Origin of the sequence: Paenibacillus ginsengarvi (genome assembly GCF_003626695.1) — a bacterium.
Lineage (GTDB): Bacteria > Bacillota > Bacilli > Paenibacillales > NBRC-103111 > Paenibacillus_AB > Paenibacillus_AB ginsengarvi.
On the sequence record NZ_RBAH01000024.1, the window covers coordinates 76,980 to 97,630 of the forward strand.

Here is a 20,651-nt window from a genome sequence, read left to right on the forward strand (position 1 = left end):
TCAGCCTTTGTCGGCGCCGGCCGCGAGCCCGCCGATCAAATATTTCTGAAAATACATGTACAGCAGCGTAATCGGCAATGCGACAAGCACGGCCCCGGCGGCAAATACGGTAAAACTGGAATTCGTCTCGTTGGCGACCATATTGTATAGCCCTTGGGCCAGCGTCATTTTCTCCGACGACCTCAAGACGATTTGCGGCAAAATAAAATCCATGAACGGCGTAATAAAGCTGTTGAGCGCCACAAACGTCACGGACGGCAGCGACAATGGAACAATAATTTTGAAAAAAGTGTCCGTATGGGTAGCGCCATCCAGAAAAGCCGCTTCCTCCAGGCTTCGCGGGATCGTATCGAAATGTCCCTTCATCACCCACGTTCCCATCGAGACGGCCCCTCCGGCGTAAATGAGCACGATGCCCAGATGCGTATCGAGCATTTTCGTTTGCAGCAGCAGCACGAAAATCGCCATGATCGACAAGAAGCCCGGGAACATTTGCAAGACGAGCAAGGTCATGAGTCCTTGCTTCCTGCCCTTGAAGCGGAAACGGGAGAAGGCGTAAGCCGTTATCGCGACCAAGGCCGTCGATAAAACGGCGTTGCACACCGCGATCTTGATCGTATTGCTGTACCACAGCACGAAATCGGTATCGCCGATCAGCTCGGCATAATGGCCGAACGTCGGATTCGCCGGGAACATGCTGCTGACCAGAAGTCCGGTGCCGGGATTCAGCGACGTCCCGATCACCCATACGATCGGATATACGATCGCCGCGAGCAGCAGTACGAACACCGCGTAGATGCCGATTACGATCAGTTTCTCCCGGAACTTCGCCGAATTTGCGCGTATTCCGTCTCGTCCATTCTTTTTCAGCTTCGACATTCAGACCAAATCCTCTTCTCGGGTAGACTTCATCCGTCTGTAATTCCATAACGAGAAAGCCGCGATAAACACAAACATAATAATGGAGACGGCCGAGGCCATATTGAACTGGCTCTGGTTCAGCGTCATCTTGTAAATCCACGAAATCAATAGATCGGTGCTCCCCGCATAATAATAACCGGGATGGTCCGGACCACCGTCCGTCAGCAAGTAAATCAGGTTGAAGTTGTTGAAATTAAACGCGAACTGCATAATGAGAATCGGCGCGGTGGCCGCCAGCACAAGCGGAAGTGTAATGCCGACGAACTTTTGCCGTCCCGACGCCCCGTCCACTTCGGCCGCTTCGTACAAATCGCGGGGCAGCGTCGTGAGGACGCCCGACATCAGAGCCATCAGAAACGGAGTCGAAAACCACAGGTTGACCAGCACGATCGTCACTTTCGCCATCAAAGGGTCGGAAAGCCAAGGAACGGCGGGGATGCCCAGCTTCATCAGCATATCGTTTACCGGACCGAACGATCCGTTGAGTAATATTCGGAACACGAGAATCGAGATAAATTGCGGTACCGCCCAAGGCAAAATGAACATGGTTCTCCAAAACCGCTTGAACCGGATGCCCGGGTGATTCACCATCAGCGCCAGCAGCAGCCCGCCGAAAAAGACCGATACGGTCGAAGCCGCCGCCCATGCGATGTTCCAGACGGATATGCCGAGAAAGGTCGAGCGCCAAGCATCCTGCGTGAACAGATCGGCGAACGTCCGCAGCCCTACCCAGTCCACAAGCGCCCGGTCGGGAATATGAGCGGGAGCGGAATAGTTCGTAAAAGCGATCAGCACGTTAAACGTCAGCGGAATGACGGTGACGAACAGCGCGAAGCCGCAGGCGGGCAGTAAGAGCAAATAAGGCAGATGCCGGAACTTCGCCGTTCGGAACGAATCGATAAGACCGGGAATGCGCCGTCCTTCGTCGCGAAGCTCCCCGTTCTTGCGGGCGTCATAAATATTCAGCGCATAAAAGCCGACGAACAGCAAGACGATGACAAGCGTGATGAGACCGTTGATCAGCAGGAAGATGGAATGGTCGCCTTGAACGATTTTGCCTCCGACGATGCGGGTAGGCGCTTTCCCCAGCGTAATCAGTCCGGCAATTCCTTTGAAAGCGATCGGATAATAAGTCCAGAACAGCAGCTGCGCCGACATCATGAACAGCAGGCCTTTGCCGTATTGCCTGTTGTACAGCTGACCGAGACCGATCAGCAGCGCGGATAATAAGCCAGCCTTCGTCCGGTACCGCCCGGCTTCTTGTGTCAAGTTCATACGTTAAACCGCCTTACTTCGTCGTCTTGATTGCCGTTTTGATTTGCTCGACCGCGTTGTTCAGGGCGGTGCGCGGGTCCTGATTGGAGTTCCAGAGCGAGGAGAGCGCAGCGCCCGCCGGCACCCATACGTTGCCCATTTCCGGAATCGACGGCATCGGGGCGGAGTATTTCGCCTGCTCCAGGAAAGCCGAAGCATTCGCGTCCTGTATAAGGATCGGATCCTCCATCATATCTTTTCTCGGCGGCAATTGCTTGGTCATCTCGAACCGTTTCGTCAAGTTCGGCTTGCTCGTCGCATAGCTCGCAAACAGTTTGGCCGCCTCCGGGTATTTTGTATACGAATTGACATACAATCCGCGAATCCCCGAGAAACTGATCGGGTGCTGGCCGTTCGGCAGCAGCGGCAACGGAGCGACGCCGTATTCGAAGTTGACCTGGGTCAGGCTTGATTGCAGCCACGGTCCATTAATAACCGCCGCCGTTTTCCCTTCCTGGAAAAAGCCCGTAATGATATTGTCGTTGATGTCGTTCGTATTTAACGGCAATATCTGCTTAAGCGATTGGATATAGGATGCGCCTTCGATCGCTTTTGCATGGTTCAGCCCGATATCGCCCGCATCGGTTCCTTTGCTTCCGAACACGTAACCGCCGTAACCGGCCAGGAACGAGTAAGACTGATACAATTGGCCGACATTCCACATAAAGGCGTATTTTTTGTTTTTCGGGTCGTTGTACCCGGCGGCGAACTTTACGATATCCTCGTACGTTTTCGGTGGGGTCGGCAACAGGCTTTTGTTGTAATACAGCGCGTACGTATCGATGGCCGTCGGAAATCCGTACAAAGTCCCTTTGTTGCTCACCCCGTCGATGGCCGACTCCATATACTCGCTCCTCGCCGACTCATCGAATACGTCGTTTTGCAAAACAAGCCCGGCCAGCACGGCATTGCCCAATTGATCGTGCGGAGCGGCGAATACGTCAGCCCCGAGGCCGGCCGGACCGTCCGTCGTCAGCTTTTTCACCGAGTCGATCGCGGGTACGGGCTCCACCTTTACCTTGACCCCGTATGCTTTCTCGAACTGCTCTGCGATCGCTTTCAAATAGTCCAGCTCCGGGCCTTTCGATTCCCATACGAGCAGCTGCGCTCCCGCCTCCGGTTTCAATCTCTCCCGTTTGACGGTTTCGTCCGCAGGTCGGCTTTGTTCTTGCTCCGCCGGCGGGCTGGCCTTGCCGCCACAGGCGGCCAAAAGCGCAAGGCTGGAAATAACGGTTAACGAGGTGAAAAGATGAAATCGTTTGAACAACATACGTTCCCCCTTGTTTATCACACTTAATCGTTTAAGTAATGTTGATACTGAAACGTTTAAGTATTAATTTGCCCTTATCTTATCGCGCCCTATCAAGAAAGTCAATAGAAAATAAAGGGGAGGTGCGTCAGCTAGCTTTGCTTGCGGACAGTACGGTCCCGCTTCGCTGAACCCACCATTTCTCTGCAAAGCGTCGCCGCGTTGTTCCATTTTAATCCCGATTATTTATCCAGGTTGTTCAAAAGAGAAAAAGGGTTGTCCTTTCATCAGTATTTATTGCTGCAACGGGTTCGGGCAAGCAAGCGACTGTTACGAGATCATCCGCTTATGCCGTTGACGGATATTGCATACGCCGTCGGCTTTTCTTCATCCTCGCATTTTTGCCAAACATTCAAAAATATGAACCTGCTGACACCGAGCGAGTACCGGCGGCAAGCAACGGACGAAGTCGACGATTTCATTACACAGTCAACTCGATTCCATATCGTTGATACGCCGCCTACAAGCCACTGTGTTCGCAAGGGTTTACATAAATATTATTATGTAAACAAATATTGGTGATACGGCAAATGAAACAGGTTCTTGTCCTGAACCGAGGACAAGAACCTGCCGCTTCCCCACGCGAAGCTTAAACGGGATCGAAATACGTATTGTCGTTTACGACCGTGCCGGTCCCCGAATCGACAATGCCGGTCGAGCTTTGCAACCTCGTCCCGAAGATCAGTTGGTTCCCATGAATCCGATTGTAGCTGTCAACGGCCGCGTTTACTTTGATCGCATTGTCCGACCCGTAGCGGACTTCATACTTCGAGGTCGCATCCGGAACGGTTGTCCAGGCCGTAGTTACGACAGCAACTTTCGTGGTGCCGTTATACGAGGCAACGTTTCGTTTCTGTCCGATCCCCTTTCCAGCGACGATAAAGATCAGCATTCCGTTATATTCGCCCGATACCGCGGACGCCGTCGACGCCAGCGTAATTGAATTCACACTACCCGACGTTGCGGTACCCGCGTCCTTCAGCCGGTTGCGGACGATGTTGCCCTGTATGCTGTTGAAGCTGGAAGCCGTCGTAAGCGATATATCCGTCGCTCCGGTAGTGCCGCTTTCGTCAATGCAGTTGCCTAAGACCTGACAATGGGTAACCGTCGCCATACGCACGCTGGTTGATTTCACATTCGTGAACAGGTTGTTGACCACCTGCACGCCCGAGGACGTTTTCACATCCATGGCGACTCCGTTCGGGTTGCGTATCAAGTTGCCTTCCACCAAATGATTTTTAATAATCGACATGTAAACGGCCCCCTGATACGTGTACTGCACGTCAACAACATTGTTCTTGAAGGTAACGTTATTGACGTTCCAAACCGAGTTAAACGCGCCCATTTCCGTGCCGACAAACCGGTTCGAATCGACGACGATATTTTCGATCGTCCCGACTCTCCCGTTCAAGCTCAGGCCGTAATTGGCGTTGTTTTGGAACAGGCAGTTCACGATCGTCACTTTTCGGCAAATTCCGCCTGTGTCGGGCTCGATGTCCATTCCGCATTGGGGCAGCGTGCCTCTCGTATTCTCGAACGTGCAGCTGTCGAAGAGCACGTCCTCGCCGTAGGTCACGCTAACGCCCTGCCGGCGGTTGTTGTCGCAGCGTACGTTGACGAAAGCGACGTCCCTGCTGCCCGTTTTTGCGCGGTCCTGCCCGACCACCGCCCCGTCGCCCCAGCAATTTGCCAGGTATAGATTGCGAATCCGCACGTGCGTGGAGCCGCCGATACCGATGGCGTACCCGTGTTCGCCGGTCGTCCCTGTATGCTCGTCCCGCTCACCGATAATTTTCCCGCCGCCCTCGACGGTTATATTTTGCTTGCCGAAAATGTTGATGACATAATACCGTCCGGCGGACGTCGGTTTTGCTTTCAACACCGCTTGCGGGCTTATAACGATCGTCGTATTATCCTTCGCCTCGATGCCGGCGGACAAATCCCCGAGGCCCGATGCGTCCGCTTTGATCAGGTAGACGCCTTGCGGAATGTAGGCCGTGACGTTCCCGCCGCCGATCGCATTGTTGATCGCTTGCGTATCGTCGGTCACCCCGTCGCCCTTCGCCCCGAACCATTTTACGTTGACCGTTCCGGCGTCGTGCACCCGTTTGAACCGTTTGCCGCCGGTAGTCACGACTATCGTACCGGTATTGTCCGAACTGGTGACGTCTGTCTCGTCGTATAGGAACATACCTTCTTGGCCCGCATCCACCACAAAGTAAGCGTCCTCCGGACGGGAATCGGCGCCGCTCCTAAGCTCTGCAAGCGTAACCTTGACGCAAAAATCGATGGAATCCAGGTCCTTCCAATGAAACTTGTCGTCACCCTTGCCATCTTTGACTTTACCGTATACGCTTTCCGTCACGTCCGATTTCCCTAAAGCAACCGGCGCACCCGCGTTTACTACTCCACTTGCCGCCAATACCGCTCCGGCTGCTCCAATCGAAGCCAACAGTTTTCTTCTGCTGATCGTTAAATCGTTCATTCCTTTCCCTCCCCATAGTTTCGTAATCGCTTACAAATCGGTAAAGGATTAATTTCTTGTTTGTCCCCTTGTATTCACGGCTTCGGAGAGCTATCTATTGGTTTTTGGCCGCGATATCCCGATTGGCCGCTTCTCCCGCATCGCGAAGCGCGCTGTTGATATCGGTCTCGTCGTTGATCACCTTGGTCATCGCGGTATTCAAATAAGGCTGAACCAGCGAATCGTATTTCGAAGGCGCATACGGCGGAGCGAATTTGCTTTTGAATACGCCTTTCGTGTTTTTCCCCTGAAGCGATTTGATATTGTTGCCATACAGCTCTTTCAGCGCCTGGTCGTTAAGCGAGGTAAACCTGCCGTTGTTCGTAATTAATTTTTGCGTTTCCGCCCCGGTCAGCAGCTCGATCGCCTGAAACGCTTCTTCCTTATGCTTGCTCAAAGCCGAAAGCATCAGGAAGTGGCCGGATGAGGCACCCGCCACATTCGGTAAATCCGGGTAGCTCGGAAACTGGACGAGGTCCCAATTGAACTGCTGCGGCGTATTGTTTAACGCCTCCAGCGAGGCGATCCGCACATCGTAGCCGGGAGACATCGCAACCGTTTGGTCCTTGAGGAAATGGTTGACCGTGCCGCCCTTGCTGCCGGGAATGTCGTTGAACTTTTTGACCATCGCGAACAGTCTTTTCCAGCCGTCCGTTTCCACGTTCGCTTTGCCGGTCGTCTGGCTCACGTAAGGAAGCGTAAGCTGCGTGCTCATGTCCAGCAGCCCCGGAAGATGCAGACCCCTGTACTGGACGCCGTCCACTACGCGCGAAAATTTTCGGGCTACTTCGTACACATCGTCCCAGGTCATCCCATCCGTCGGGTAAGGGACGCCGAACGTATCGAACAAATCTTTGTTGTAGAACAGAGCAAAGAAATTAAGCGAGAACGGAATCCCGTACAGCTTGCCCTTACCGCTGTACACCCTCGACGTTTCCATCGCCGCCGGATCGAATTTGCCGAGATCCATGTTGTGCATCTTAACCCGCTCTGTCAAATCATCGGGCGTTCCCAAATCCCGGTGAAGCGTAATTCTCGGGTAGGTCGTAAAAATGAAATCCGGAAAATCCCCCGCCGCGATCAAGTCCTGAATTCCTTTATCACCCCCCGAGTTTCTGCGCATCTCGACCGTAATGTTCGGATATTTGGCGTGAATCGGCGCGGCGATCATGTTTTTGAACTCGTCGTCCGTAATCGTTGCGCCATCCTGAAGCATGATCAGCTTGACCGGCTCCGCTTGCTTTGGAGGCGTCGTCGCCTCGTTATTCGGAGTGGATGACGCCTCTTTCCCGGCAGTGCCGCCGCAAGCTGCCAAAGACAAACCTATCATTGAGGCCGCAACCAAACTCCCCGTCGTTTTTTTGAACATGAGTACATCCCCCTGTTGGATTTTAATAATCATACCGTTTCGCCAAGTCCGGTCGCGACCGGGCTAAGCGGCGTGTCCCAGGACGGTGGGCCGCCGATTCCGGCGGACAGCAGCTCTCGCATATGCAGGCGACGCGCTTCCAACCGCTCCATAAACACCACCGCATCGCGAGGCTTGGTCTGCAGATTCGAAAATTGTTCCATTCCTACAGCAATGCTTGCTTTCTCCCCCTTTCTTCCTTCTTTGAGGTTCTACCTGGTAATCGATGTCTTTGTTCCCCGGTACGCCAAGTATAGAAGATGCGGATAGGTCTCGTATATGGCGTATCATGACGGGCTCATGTGAATTGATAATTGATTTGGGAGCGCTTTTTCGTGTGATTTAATAACATGTTTGAGGTATAAGTGTTATAATGGTAGATATGGTAACCACAGGGCGGTGGCGTGAAGATGGATATAATGACAGATACCAGGATTTCGCTCAAGAACGGGGGATGGATCGTGGCGGAGGCGATAGCTGACTCCACCTTCCGGATTCGGATGAATGAAACGGGGCATTTCCCAGAATCTCCTTTGATTCGATACCAAATTGTAAACGCTAACACCAAAATGGAAGACGAACGCCGTTTTATGGAGGACGGCAACGTCACGGTCGTTCGGGCCGGAAGAGCCACGCTTCAAATCGACGGGAATGATGGGCAGCTTCGTCTGTACGGTCCTGACGGGAAAGAGCGATTGTGCACCTGCTGTTCGCCTTGGTCCGGCTCGGCATCGGGTTTCGGAGCGCGCTTTTCGCTGCAAGCCGACGAATCGTTGTACGGGCTCGGCAACGTCGTTCCCGAACGGCTGGATCGACGAGGCCTGAGCGTAACGATGTGGGCGCAGCAGGATCTGTGGGCGAGCGCGCCAATTCCTTATCTGATGAGCTCTAGAGGATGGGCCGTCATGGTGAATACGACGTGGCGGCACACGTTCGACATCGGTGCAGCGACCGATGACATTCTAAGCATAGAAGGGCCGTCGGGCGAACTGGATCTGTTTCTTTTCGTCGGAGCCGGATACGCCGAACTGCTCGAAGCGTATACAGACGTTGCGGGAAAGCCGCAACTGCTCCCGATCTGGATGTATGGTCTGAATTTCTGTCCGCGAGTACAGTCGAACGCTCGGGATGTGCTCGATGACGCCATCAAGTTTCGCCGCTCCGGTACGCCCTGCGACCTGATCGGATTGAGTGTGGATTGGATGGAGACGGAGAGCGATTATTCAACCGCCAAGGATTGGCATCCGGAGCGGTTCCCGATTAGTACGAACGACCTTCTCCGTCAAGTCTCGTTTATCGGCATCCTACAAAAGCAGGGTTTCAAGCTTAGTCTGACTCTGGGCTGCGATTACGATCTAACCCTGTTTGAAGAACGGATGAGCGAGGGAAAGGTGGACGGGGAGCGCATCGATTCGGATGAGGGTTGGTACGATCATTTGCGCAAGTTTGTCGATGACGGCATCTCCGGCTTCGTACTTTTCACGAATAACCCGATGTTTAGCCATCCCGACCGGATATGGGGCAATGGTATGACGAGCGCGGAGCTTCACCATTTGTATCCGGTTCTGCTCGGCAAACAGATGCATATCGGCTTCCGCCAGCAGACGAATACCCGGCCGGCCATTCATATGGAGAAAGGCTATTTGGGCATGCAGCAGTTTGTCGCAAGTACCACGGGTACGTTTTATAACGCCAGACATGCGATCACGGCCGTATTGAATTACGGGCTATCCGGACACGTTAACACGTCGACGAATATGCACCTGATTACCCGCGAAGGCATTCATGCCGATTTTTTGCTTGCCTGGTCGCGGATCCACAGCCAAGATCATTTTCATCATCCGGATTTTCTGGAGCAGCCGCTGCACGAGCTATTCCAGAGGTATGCCCGGCTGCGCTATCGTCTCCTTCCCTACTTGTATGCCACTGCGCATGTCGCCGCCAAAACCGGCATGCCGATTACCCGTGCCATGCCTCTGCTGTTCCCCGATGACCGGAATTGCCGGGAGTTGAGCACGCAATACATGCTGGGGGATTTCCTGCTCGTTGCCGTGTATACCGATCAAGTATACTTGCCTGGAGGGAACTGGATCGATTACTGGACAGGAAAGCGTTACAACGGTTCGCAATGGATCAACTATACCGTTCCTGCAGGGGCAGGTGGCCCTCTATTCGTTAGATCCGGGGCGATCGTTCCGATGTGGCCGCCATTAGACTATATCGGCCAATTGCGTATAGAGACGTTAACACTCGATATTTATCCCGACCATCTCGGCGAGTTTATATTATACGAGGATGACGGAATCACCTTCGACTATTTGGAGGGACGTTTCGCCCGAACCAAAATGTCCTGTAAATCCGATCGTGAAATGACGACCGTGTACATAACGCGTCGCGAGGGAGATTATTCCGGTATAGTTCGCAACCGCAGCTACGAGCTGATCGTCCATACGGACGTCAAGCCGGCGGCTGTCCGGGTGAGCGGTCTGCGTCGACCGGATCGGACGAGGAGAATCAAGACGGATCCGTTCCTCAGCTGGCGATACGACCGAGTGACGGGTACGGTGAGACTGCATGTGGAAGAGCCGGGGCCAGGAGAGCCGGATCTATACGTTGAAATCGTGCATACGGCGAAACGCACTCCCACCGCCGGAAATCGCTCCTCCTCTGAGGCGGTCGATGTCCGCCTCGGAGGAGGAGGGAAAGATGGAACGGATGAAGCGTTCGTCTACGCCTTAGATATGGGCGAAATGCACACGGCGGAATCAGCTCTCTCGGCATGGTGGCAGGAGAAAATGAAGACCGGATCGTCTGATGCGATCTGGCCGCTGCATGTCATGAGTGCCTGCCTCCTGATCGTACAGCATACTGAGCGGCGGGGATGGACCGTCGAGGATGTATTCGGCGGAACGGCGGATATGACAACTATACTATCGCGGCTCCAAACGACCGAGCAAGGTTATGAATTGTTGCAGCAGCTCGTTGGACGGCTCGTTCGGCTCACCAAGGAGCGCCGTGCTGTGGCAAAGCATTCGGTCGTCCGCGAAATGATCGCCATCGTTGAGCGCGAGCCGGACAAAGATTTGTCCTTGAATACGATGGCCGAGCGTTTCGCCCTGCACCCGTTTCACTTGAGCCGCCTATTCAAGAAAGAAACAGGAGCCTCCTATTCCGATTACGTCATGACGATTCGAATGAGGCGGGCCAAGAAACTGCTGGGCGTTGGTCATAAAGTATACGAGACCGCTTCCCGCTGCGGCTTCAAAGATGCCGGAAATTTCTCCAAAGCGTTCAGCAAATACTGGGGCCTCCCTCCGGCATGTTACAAAGCGAAGCGCGAGTAACGCACGGAGAATAAACAGCATCATGAAGAACAGCCTTTGGAGTCATTCCGAAGGCTCTTTTGCATGCACGAAAGGTGCACAGGGTTAACTTTCCGCCTTGTTTGTCCCATTGTGCACTTTCGTAAGGCGGACTACTATCGTCCTGAAACGATCACAAGTGAAGGAGCGTTCGACAGGACGACAAAAGCTACAGTTCACGTTCCGGCACCCATCCAGTTGGAAGGCATAGTGCTTTATAACAACAAATCGTTGTCGGACAAATCCGGCGTCCCCTACCCTTCCGACGTGAAGACGCAGCCGATGAATAGGACAAGAAAGAGTAGTTGTCCGACATTACAGGCTCAACGATTCAACGAGCACTCAGTCTTTCCCGGTTCATACACGCCAAGTTCATTGGACAGTACCCTAAACCGTCCAAAAATCAAGCAGGCCCGTGAATACCTTCACGGACCCTTTCAAATTTATTAAGTGATTCCCATTCATTCATAAAGTTGCACAATGAATTCATCTTCATTATTTTTTTTCGTAAATTCCAAAGTAAAATGACCTGCTTTATATGTGATGTACACCGTATCTTCTTCAATCGTTTCATCTGTGGGTTTTCCGAGCATGTTCATAATTTCTTGATGACTTAATTTTGTAGAGGTCATGATGGAAGCTACAGTTTTTTTGTTTTCCATTTTTTCCATTCCATCGTAAAAATACAAACATCCATTGTATAAAACATATTTGCCGCCGTTATAGTATTGCTCTTCTTCGGGCGGTCCCAATACGTCTTTAATGTCTTTAATTGGAGTCCCCAGGCCATATTTAATGCCTGTTAGTTTTCCTGAAGCCGCACTAGTAATAGTATCTTTATTCAACACTAAACTTCCATTAATCTTCTTTCTTGCAAGGTTGTAGTCCCAATCTTCGCCACTTTCTATATCATACAAACTTTCCAGAAAAGATTGTTTCAATGGGCCTTCTGAGATTTGAATGCTTTCTATTATAGGTTCCCGGTTCCTATAAGTCATATAAAAAGCAAGTGAATACTTATTATCGATAATATATACCTCTCTTACAAGAAATCCCAAAGACGAATTCTCGGGATATCCTTTAATCTTGAACCCTTTGTAATTATTAATAATATCTTCAAAAGAGTTGCCCACTCCAATACCCTTTTTAGTCTTAAATTCTACATCTTTAGATTGGATTACATTAATTTTTTCATCTGAAAACATAAAAAATACTTTAGGATATTCGTAAACAGTTACGCCATTTTTAACAGTTTTATTTTGGGGGACGCCTAACTTGTTCACTAAGGTTTCCTTTGAATCCCCTGTCTTAATACCGTACACTATAAAATCATCGCTTGATATATCTGTATTTTTTACAGGATTTGTCGCAGCTTGAATACCTTCCGATGTTAGATCGTTAATACTTTCTTTATTGCTAGTACAACCCATAATGGTTAAAAAGCTAAAAAACATAATTGCCAGACACAGCATTTTCCAATAATTCACTCTCACAAAGCCCCTTTTCTTTTTCTATGTTGTGGAAATTATCGCTAAAGATTATATCATAATAATTCGCATTGGAGCATGATGCATATCAATGGTTATATTCATCATCGGACTGGTGAATTAATCCAAGTCAGCCGATGTTGTCTCCGTTAACTCAATAGGCTGCCGATATTACTGGCGGCCTGTGAATGAAGCTATCGTTTCCGTTGGCGTAATGCCCGTTGATCCGTGCTTTCCAAAAAACTGTCTGTGCCGTCAAGTTTTGTAGAAAGTCGATGCACTTGAAAAGGAGCCGCAGCTCCTCCTTACTCTACATGCTCATCTATCCGTAGCGCGCGAGCACAGATCCTGAAGATGGCGGGTAACGATCTGCTCAACGGTCTCCGGTGTGTAGTGCTCCGGGCGAAGCAAGGCGAGGATCGTCAAGCCTTCGACAACCGCGGCCAATCTTAAGGTTTCGAACGGAATGTCCACCGAAGATGGGAGAAGCTCAGCATTAGATAGAATTTCGATGGCTGCTTTCGTCAGGTAATGGAGTCCGTCCGTGAGCTCGTCTTTTTTAGCTTGTACAGCCGAACTCGTGAGGGAACGGATGGCGAAGATCCACCAGACGCCGGCGGCAGTTCGTTTTTCCGCATCCATAGGGAGCAGCTGTAACAGAATTTCCTTCGCGGCCTTCATCGGAATACGGCTTATCTCCAACCCCTCTGCCCGGGTAGCTCCTCTTGTCAAATAATAATCCACAATAAATAGCAGCAGTTCGTCCTGCGTTGAAAAATAATGCCGCAAGGCGCCGGGCGACAACCCTGCCGCAGCGGCGACGGCGCGGATTGATGCATGCTCGACCCCTTTTTCTTCAATAATATGCCATGCCGATTCGGCGATCAGCTTTCTTTTTTGTTCGTGGTCCACGATTTTCGGCAACGGTAACCGCTCCCTTGTCTTATTTAATACACTGTGTTAAATTAAATAATACAGTGTGTTATTTAGATTTGTTTCAGTTATATCGCATCGCGATAATCACGTCAATAGTACCAAACTTTGTCGTGATTGACGGGAGGGGATTTTGTGCAGGGCCAATTCAATGGATTTCGTTTTCATTCCACCTGTTATATTTGCAAAAGAACTTTTGAAGTCTTTGAGGGAACTCAAGCTTATGACCAAGTGAAACGAAATTTCAAAGGAATGCATTGTTGCGAAGATTGCAAACACAGGATCGAGCTTGAAGCCCGATTGCAATTCGGGAGACGACTGTTGACCGGCAAAGATTAGTTTCAAGACAGAGCGGGCCTTCCGCTTTGTTTGTGCTTTTCAAACTTCTTAGTGTGTTTAGTCTAAAAGAGTTTTTGATGCAATACTCGAGTAAACGTCTACGAGTAGCAGACGACGTTTCTTTAGGAAGATCAACGGAAAGAACCCTCCGCGTCTTGGTCTGGCGCGAGGGTTGTTTGTGTAAAGCCTCCTCGTCGATTCTTCTTATTCAAGCGAAGGAGGCGGCGCTGTCGATTGGCGGACGGTCGAGTCCTTTTAGCAAGTTCAGCACGCTCTGCAATTTCAGAAACACCCTTTTCAAAAAAATGACATACGAAAAAACGAAGGCGGAATAACCGTCAGGGAGATCCCCTGCCGGTTGGTGTTTTAAATCATTGCTTGCATTAATCTAAGAAAAAGGTAATATTTGGGTTAAAGGAACTATGCTTTAATTAACCTATATTAGGAGCTGATACTGTATCGAATAATTGAAAGTTATAGTACGTCGGGCTGACAAAACCGTTGGTAACAATAAACTTGGATAATATACATGTCAGAGGTGAATCGGATTGAAGCTGCGAGTAGTATGGCTATTCATTATGATGAGTGTTGTAGCTACAGCGAGTGTACAGGCAGAGGGCAAGGAATGGCCGGATTTGAAAGGACACTGGTCCGAGCAACTGATTAAAGAATGGATTAACAAGGGCTGGATAGACGGTTACGATGACGGCACGTTCAAACCGGACGTCGGTGTTACCCGGGCGGAGATGGTCACCCTGATCAACCATGTCCTTGAATTTACGAGCATGGCGCAGATTTCCTTTACGGACGTATCGGAAAAGGATTGGTACGCCAAAGAAATCGCCAAAGCAGTGAGAGCGAATTATGTATCCGGGTTTAGTGACAATAGCTTTCATCCTTACCAGTTTGTCACCCGGGAAGAATTTGCGGTTATGATCAGCCGCATTGCCGGACCTCCAATGGCAGAGCACAAGAATCATTTCCTCACAGACATGAGCGAAGTTTCGGTGGGGGCCGTCAGCGCGATACAAACCGTGATGGACATGAATGTAATGAGCGGATATGAGGACAATGCGTTTCGGCCGCACCAGTTGATTACCCGGGCGGAGGCCGTGAATGTCCTGAATCGTTTTTTGTCGATGCAGGTGACCGGAACTTATAAAGAAATAAACGGCAAGGATATTGTAAGCGGAAATTTTTCGATTCGCACAGTCTCACCTGGCACTTACATTAATGTACAGATTTCAAACGGGCGCTTTAAAACCTATCTGCCTGAGGGTGAGTACGAAGTGAACTATATGTACAACTACACCAGCAAAATAGCTGCATTCCCGCGAACCCGATTTCACATCGTTTCCGGAAGGCCAAACCATTTGGCATTTCAGGGGAAAGCCCCCAATGTGAGAGGAACACTGCTGGATGCGAATGGGAAGCCAATGGCCAATGTAATCCTTACAGGCAGTTTTTATGATGGGAACAGCAGCGGTGGCAATGTTGATTTTGAGACAGATGACAAAGGTTATTTCAATAAACACCTGGGACCGGGGCAATACTCGTTTCATGGCATCCGTTCCAAACTGGACAATCGTTATATATTTGTGCCTTATTTTGTTTCCTACAAAATTGATGAGAACGAAAAGGTAAGCCTGCCTACCTTGAATAACGGCGATTTAGAACTTCGGGTTCAAACGAGCAACGTCAAAGGAACTGTGAAACGAAAAGAAGCGGATGGTAGCGTGATTCCCATAACCGGTATTATTACAATCGTGTCTGTGTCCAGAAATGCCTGGTACACCGTCAGCATAGAAAACGGCTCTTTTGACTGCTACCTTCCGGCCGGCGAGTATACGGTTTACGGAATTAAGCGTAACGGTTCAATCAAAGATCTTCCATTATGGTCAAAATTCACGATTGACGGTGAGGCCGATTCCGATCACCCTTATAGGCTCGAGCTGGTCTCGGAAGGCGCTATAAAATAGCGGTTTGCCCGCAGTTTGACCGCCGTGATAAAATCGACTCGAACGTTAATAAACGAGTGGTGGGGTTGTATGACGGAAACGGCGGAAGAACGTGTGATCAAAGGGCGAAGCCGGTACAAGCTGCAGCGGGAATTTTCGATCGACCGGCTGTACACATTCCATTATTACGAGCTGTCCAAAAGCTTCTACAGCACCGGGGAAAAGCACGACTTCTGGGAAATGCTGTATGTCGACAAAGGGGCGATGGAGCTGTTTTTGGACGGCTGCCGCGTTGAGCTGACCCAAGGGGACATGATCTTCTACGAGCCGAACGCCTTTCACTCCGGAGGAGCCAGGACGGCGACCAATGTGATGATCGTAACGTTCGATGCATTCGCTCCGTGCATGACCCAGTTGGCCAATCGGCTGTTTCGTCTGGAGAAAGACGAATTGTACATCCTGACGGAGCTGCTGAAAGAGGGATTCGAAGCGTTCGATCCACCGATCGACACGTTGTTTTACCCGCAGCTGGGCAAAAACAAGCAAGCTCCTTTCGGCAGCGAACACATGATTATCGCATACCTGGAGCTGTTCGTGATCAAGATGCTGCGCCGCGTCAATGCCGTCACTCAAGTGGGGACGCTCAAGACGTTGATGGCGGCAGGCGAAAATCAGAAAGGCAAGCTGATCGAAGACATCGTCGGCTACATGAAACGGAACATGGCTGCGAATTTGACGCTCGACGAGGTCAGCGAGCAGTTCTTCATCAGCAAAACCAAATTGAAGGTGATCTTCAAGCAGGCGATGGGAATCGGCATCATGCACTACTTCAATTTGTTGAAAATCGAGGAAGCGAAGGAGGCCATTCGCGAGGAAACGTACAATTATACGGAAATCGCGGAAAAGCTCGGCTACAGCAGCGTCCATTATTTCTCGAAATGCTTTAAGCGGGCGACCGGCATGACGCCGACGGAGTATGCGAAAACCGTCCATTCCAATATTCGCCGCAAGCAGTCTTCGGGTTCGCGGCAGTTTTCGGAGGCGCGATGACCGAATGGAAGAGGACCGTCAGGGCTACTTCCCCTGACGGTCCTTTCTCTTTTCCGCGGCCGGACAACTTTCCTTCGGGCGTTTCCTAATTACCGATCAACGTATCGGCTTGTTGTTCAAACTTCAATTTCAGATTCGTCGGAATGCTTTGCGAGTTAGCCTGACCCAGATGCTGCAAGAAATTGTTCATCTGGTGCTTGGATTGCTCCAAGCTATTGTGCAGCTGCATATACAACGATTGTTCGATCGTTCCAGCTCCATGGGCTTGCTCCAACAGCTTCTGCAGCGAAGTAAACGAAACGAGCGCGCTGAAGCTGATGCGCTTCTCGGCCACATTGCCGGCAACATCCGTCACCGTCGCCACAGCGGAATGGCTCCCGGGGGTGGCTTCCCAAGCGACGCTGCCTCCTTCATGGGAAGTACCGTCGATGGTTAGTGTAACCTGGGCAACGCCGGACAGTTCGTCGGCCGTTAAGGACTCGCTCAAGTATGGCTGGCCTGCTTCCAGGTTTAGTCCTTCCTCAAGCGCACTGCCGTTTAGCAGCAGATTCAGGCTCGGCGCAGTCTGATCGACATGGAGCATGGCCGTTTGTTCCTCCTCCGTGTTCCCCAGCACGTCTACCGAACGATAAGTCAGACCATACACGCCGTCCGTCACAACGATTGGCGAAGTGTATACGACGAATCCGTTCGTTAACGGCCGGGTGCCGCCATACACTTGATCGACTACAGACAGCTTGTACTGGGTGGCGGCAACAGGGAAATCGCCGCTATTGGCTGCGAGCGTGACGGTGACGGTCTCGACATGCCAACCGTTGTCTCCCTGCCGTCCCGCGGTATCCATCGTCGTAATCGGCCCCGCGGTAGGCACATTGACTCCATTTCTGTAGATGCCCATATCCCACACATTTCCTCTAAGAACCCCGTCATAATCTGCGGAAATGTCAATCGTCCGCCCGTCCAGCAAGGTGAATCCCGTGATCGTATGACCGGTGCCGATGGCCGGGCTGCCTTCCTTCAAATGCCAGTTTCTTTCAACCGGGTTGGCCAAGTACGGGTTGTCATATACGCCGTTGGGCTCAGATTGCGCAGGCAATTTTGCATTGTTATAGTACAGGTTGTAATCATGCACAAGATTGATCGGCTGCTTCGTACCGGCAGAAATTACCGCATTATCCGTTGTATTCATGATGATATTATTCATAAACACCGGATTGATGTTATCCGGGTCCCAATCCCAGCCGACATTGGGCGCGGTGTTGCGAGGGTTGTATAAATAGATGCCGTTTCTTGTGCCCATCACGATATTGTTGTACACGGCGCTGTCCTTGCTGCCCGCGAATGCGATACCGTTGTTGATCGTAGGAATTCCGTTCAGGCTTTCGGCCACAACGATATTGTTGTACGCAACCATGTTCCAAGCCTCGAATCCGTTCACGCTAGAGTCGCGGGTCGAGATGTGGTCGGTTGCGCCCCCCAAATAGATCGCGCCCGTCGACATATTCACGAAGCGGTTATGGAGGTAGTTGTTATAGACCTGAATGTCCGACGAGCCGCCCTTTGCCAGCAACCCGACACGTCCGACCTCATAAATCTCGTTGTTACGGATTGTGCTGGACGAGACATTGACGAAATCGATGCCTTCGTGATCCATATCGTAGATGATGTTTCCTTCAACCAAATAATCGGAAACGAGATAGCCTTTGACCCCTTCCTCAAAAGCATTATGAATTTTGTTGCCGATGATCTGCACGTGATGCGAACCTTCCCGCACCTGGATGAAAATATCGGACGTATCGGTCCCGCGCTGATTTTGCGTCATTTCAAAATCTTGAATCGTAATATAAGGGGTACCGATCAGGGCGACCTTCTTTGACGGCAAATCGTGGAAACGGATCACCGCTTTATGTTTGTTACGTGCTTTGAACACGATTCGTTCGTTCTCTCTGCCGCCTTGCATAAAAATGGCCGGGCTCGTCTCGATATAGACGCCATCCTCAAAAATAACGGTATTCCCGCGCTGCGCCAGTTGCGCCGCTCTCGCCATCGTCCGCCACGGCTTATCTTCCGTCCCGGGATTCATATCGGACCCGGTCGGGGAGACATAGTAGGTGGCGCCGGTTTCGGTGCTCGTGCCCAGATCGCCCGACCCTGCGGGAGCGTCGATCTTGGCTACGCTGATATCGTCAATCTGGATGTCCGCCCGGTAAACTGCCGCCGCAATTGCCCCATTTTTCAGTTGCTCGTCCGAACCGCTCAATTCCAGCTTGCCGTTGACGTACACTTGAATCTCCGTGCCGTTTACGACGAAACGAATATCGATCCATTCGCCGACCGGTGGATACCAGTTCGTTTTCTCCTGCAGCGGAGTGACGGTGCCGGCAACCTTTTTCTTCAGTCCGATATACCCTCTGTCCGGGCTCCCCTGAATCTCCAGCAAATAGTAATTGTTAATATTCGTATACCGGGTGTACAACGTTAACCAGCCTGTCGAATAATGGAACTGGTCAAACTTCACTCTTGTATCCATCTGATAGCTTACCCAGTCCATGGAACCGGCATAAGAACGGGAGATTCCGCTTCCGGAAGAAGCGTTCGGGTCGGTAAACACTTTGTTGCCGCCCGGGGTTTCCTCGACAATCCGCATCGTTCCGCTCTGCTGCGTCCAGGCTCCGTCGCCGTTTTCATAGTTTTCCGTGAACATAACCTCTTGCACCTTAGGCAAAGCGTATGCGTATATCCCCATATTCACCTTCTCCGTTCGGATCATTCCGTCGTAATCCAAATAGACGTCCATCAACTCACCGTAATACCCGGTTACGTTCAAATTCGTTCCCTTGCCTATGGCCGGGCTGTCCGACTGTAGATGCCAGTCGCTTAACCGGTCTGCAAATAGCGGGTCGCCGGAAGCGGCATTCGGCTCGGCCGGTACATTTGCGCAGTTGTGATACAGGTTATAGTCGTGCGAGTAGCCGACCGGCGTTGTGACCAAGTTGACGGCACCGGCCGTGCAACCCGAGAAAATATTATTGTAAACCTTCGACGAAGTCGGGACCGGCGCCCAACCGGCCGTCGATCCGCCGCCTTTCGCGAAACGAACCCCGTATGTGGCGTCGACGACTACGTTATGGTAGAAACCGCTGTCCGTGCTTCCGGTGAACGATACGGCCGCATTGATCAATCCCGGCTGCTTAGCAACAATGATGTTGTTCCAGGCAGCCGCGTTGTACGTTTCGTACCCGTTCGGATCATACGCCACCGAAGCGGGGTAACTTCCGCCCAGCGTGATGGCGGTTTGCATCGATTTCTCGACGGCGACAATACGATTGTTGTAGATTTGCGCGCTGCGCGTGCCTGCCGGCACCAGTATGGCCGTGCTAACCTCGCGAATTTCATTGCCTGCGATGATCGGCCGGTCGATGTTGGCCAACACAACCGCAAAGTTGGCAAAATCGTACATTTCGTTGCCGACAACCTCGATATGACTGCCTCTTAACGCTTGAACGGCTTTGCCGCCGGCGCCGTGGATCGAGTTCCCGCTGATGACGCAGCCTAAGCAGTTGTTGATGCTGATGAAAATGTCCCCGCTTGATGTCCCGCTCACGGCTTGCGTGATCTCAAAATCGGCGATCGAGATATATTGCTTATTGGTCAAATCAAACTTGGATGTCGTATTCAGATTGGAAAACAGCAGCTTCGCGTTCTGTTTGTTTCTCGCCTTGATCATGATAGGCGCACCGTCTGCACCGTTGTTGCCGAACCTGATGGTCTGGCTGATGTTGTACACGCCGTCTTCGAAGATGGCTGTATCACCGGCCTGAAGCGATGTCGCCGCCTTTACGATCGTTTTCCAAGGCGCTGCCTCCGTGCCCGGATTGGAGTCATTTCCCGCAGGAGAGACGTAATACGTATTGCCTGCGGCATAGGCAGTATGTGTACGGCTGATCGGAACGTTCGAAAACAAGCTTGAAACCCATACAAGCAAGGATAAGATGCTAATCGTCTTGGTCCGAAATGTCTTCATGAACAGAGCCTCCTTGATTATG

General features: G+C 51.3%; 13 protein-coding genes. 4 read left to right on the forward strand and 9 right to left on the reverse strand.

Going from position 1 to position 20,651, the window contains the following annotated elements; translation table 11 throughout:
- The 3 genes from D7M11_RS26815 to D7M11_RS26825 are packed head-to-tail and all read right to left on the reverse strand — an operon-like array spanning position 1 to position 3,505.
- The gene (locus D7M11_RS26815) at positions 1 to 879 is read right to left on the reverse strand and encodes a sugar ABC transporter permease (RefSeq protein ID WP_120750340.1); all 879 of its coding nucleotides are present in this window, start codon (positions 877 to 879) and stop codon (positions 1 to 3) included.
- Complete coding sequence (locus tag D7M11_RS26820) at positions 880 to 2,196, reverse strand: sugar ABC transporter permease (RefSeq protein WP_120750341.1); 1,317 nt, start codon at positions 2,194 to 2,196, stop codon at positions 880 to 882.
- 13 nt (positions 2,197 to 2,209) lie between these two features.
- On the reverse strand, positions 2,210 to 3,505 hold the full coding sequence (locus tag D7M11_RS26825) for a sugar ABC transporter substrate-binding protein (protein ID WP_193556291.1): 1,296 nt from the start codon (positions 3,503 to 3,505) through the stop codon (positions 2,210 to 2,212).
- Between the two features lie 141 nt (positions 3,506 to 3,646).
- On the opposite strand from D7M11_RS26825, the gene D7M11_RS38170 reads away from it, so the two are divergent.
- Positions 3,647 to 4,066, forward strand: coding sequence for a helix-turn-helix transcriptional regulator (locus D7M11_RS38170; protein ID WP_120750342.1), 420 nt, complete (start codon positions 3,647 to 3,649; stop codon positions 4,064 to 4,066).
- Between the two features lie 67 nt (positions 4,067 to 4,133).
- On the opposite strand, the gene D7M11_RS26835 is transcribed toward D7M11_RS38170, so the two are convergent.
- The 3 genes from D7M11_RS26835 to D7M11_RS36545 all read right to left on the reverse strand — a co-directional run bounded on the left by D7M11_RS26835 (position 4,134) and on the right by D7M11_RS36545 (position 7,640).
- Positions 4,134 to 6,029 (reverse strand): right-handed parallel beta-helix repeat-containing protein, encoded by a 1,896-nt coding sequence (locus D7M11_RS26835; protein ID WP_120750343.1) that lies wholly within the window; start codon positions 6,027 to 6,029, stop codon positions 4,134 to 4,136.
- 94 nt (positions 6,030 to 6,123) lie between these two features.
- Positions 6,124 to 7,437: an ABC transporter substrate-binding protein gene (locus D7M11_RS26840; RefSeq protein WP_158606848.1), complete on the reverse strand. Its 1,314-nt coding sequence runs from the start codon at positions 7,435 to 7,437 to the stop codon at positions 6,124 to 6,126.
- A gap of 29 nt (positions 7,438 to 7,466) precedes the next feature.
- Positions 7,467 to 7,640, reverse strand: a complete 174-nt coding sequence (locus D7M11_RS36545; RefSeq protein ID WP_158606849.1) for a hypothetical protein — start codon at positions 7,638 to 7,640, stop codon at positions 7,467 to 7,469.
- 255 nt (positions 7,641 to 7,895) lie between these two features.
- Between D7M11_RS36545 and D7M11_RS26845 the strand changes: the two genes are divergently transcribed.
- Positions 7,896 to 10,820, forward strand: a complete 2,925-nt coding sequence (locus D7M11_RS26845; RefSeq protein ID WP_158606850.1) for a TIM-barrel domain-containing protein — start codon at positions 7,896 to 7,898, stop codon at positions 10,818 to 10,820.
- A gap of 479 nt (positions 10,821 to 11,299) precedes the next feature.
- On the opposite strand, the gene D7M11_RS26850 is transcribed toward D7M11_RS26845, so the two are convergent.
- The gene (locus tag D7M11_RS26850; RefSeq protein WP_120750346.1) at positions 11,300 to 12,325 is read right to left on the reverse strand and encodes a hypothetical protein; all 1,026 of its coding nucleotides are present in this window, start codon (positions 12,323 to 12,325) and stop codon (positions 11,300 to 11,302) included.
- A gap of 318 nt (positions 12,326 to 12,643) precedes the next feature.
- Positions 12,644 to 13,249, reverse strand: coding sequence for a TetR/AcrR family transcriptional regulator (locus tag D7M11_RS26855; protein ID WP_120750347.1), 606 nt, complete (start codon positions 13,247 to 13,249; stop codon positions 12,644 to 12,646).
- A gap of 896 nt (positions 13,250 to 14,145) precedes the next feature.
- On the opposite strand from D7M11_RS26855, the gene D7M11_RS26865 reads away from it, so the two are divergent.
- Together D7M11_RS26865 and D7M11_RS26870 are read left to right on the forward strand one after the other, a co-directional pair.
- A complete protein-coding gene (locus tag D7M11_RS26865) occupies positions 14,146 to 15,576 on the forward strand; it encodes an S-layer homology domain-containing protein (protein ID WP_120750349.1) in 1,431 nt (476 codons plus the stop codon).
- Between the two features lie 69 nt (positions 15,577 to 15,645).
- Positions 15,646 to 16,605 (forward strand): AraC family transcriptional regulator, encoded by a 960-nt coding sequence (locus D7M11_RS26870; protein ID WP_120750350.1) that lies wholly within the window; start codon positions 15,646 to 15,648, stop codon positions 16,603 to 16,605.
- Positions 16,606 to 16,690: 85 nt separating this feature from the next.
- Here D7M11_RS26870 and D7M11_RS26875 read toward each other — a convergent pair whose 3' ends face one another.
- Positions 16,691 to 20,629: a right-handed parallel beta-helix repeat-containing protein gene (locus D7M11_RS26875; RefSeq protein ID WP_158606851.1), complete on the reverse strand. Its 3,939-nt coding sequence runs from the start codon at positions 20,627 to 20,629 to the stop codon at positions 16,691 to 16,693.
- Positions 20,630 to 20,651: the final 22 nt, after the last annotated feature.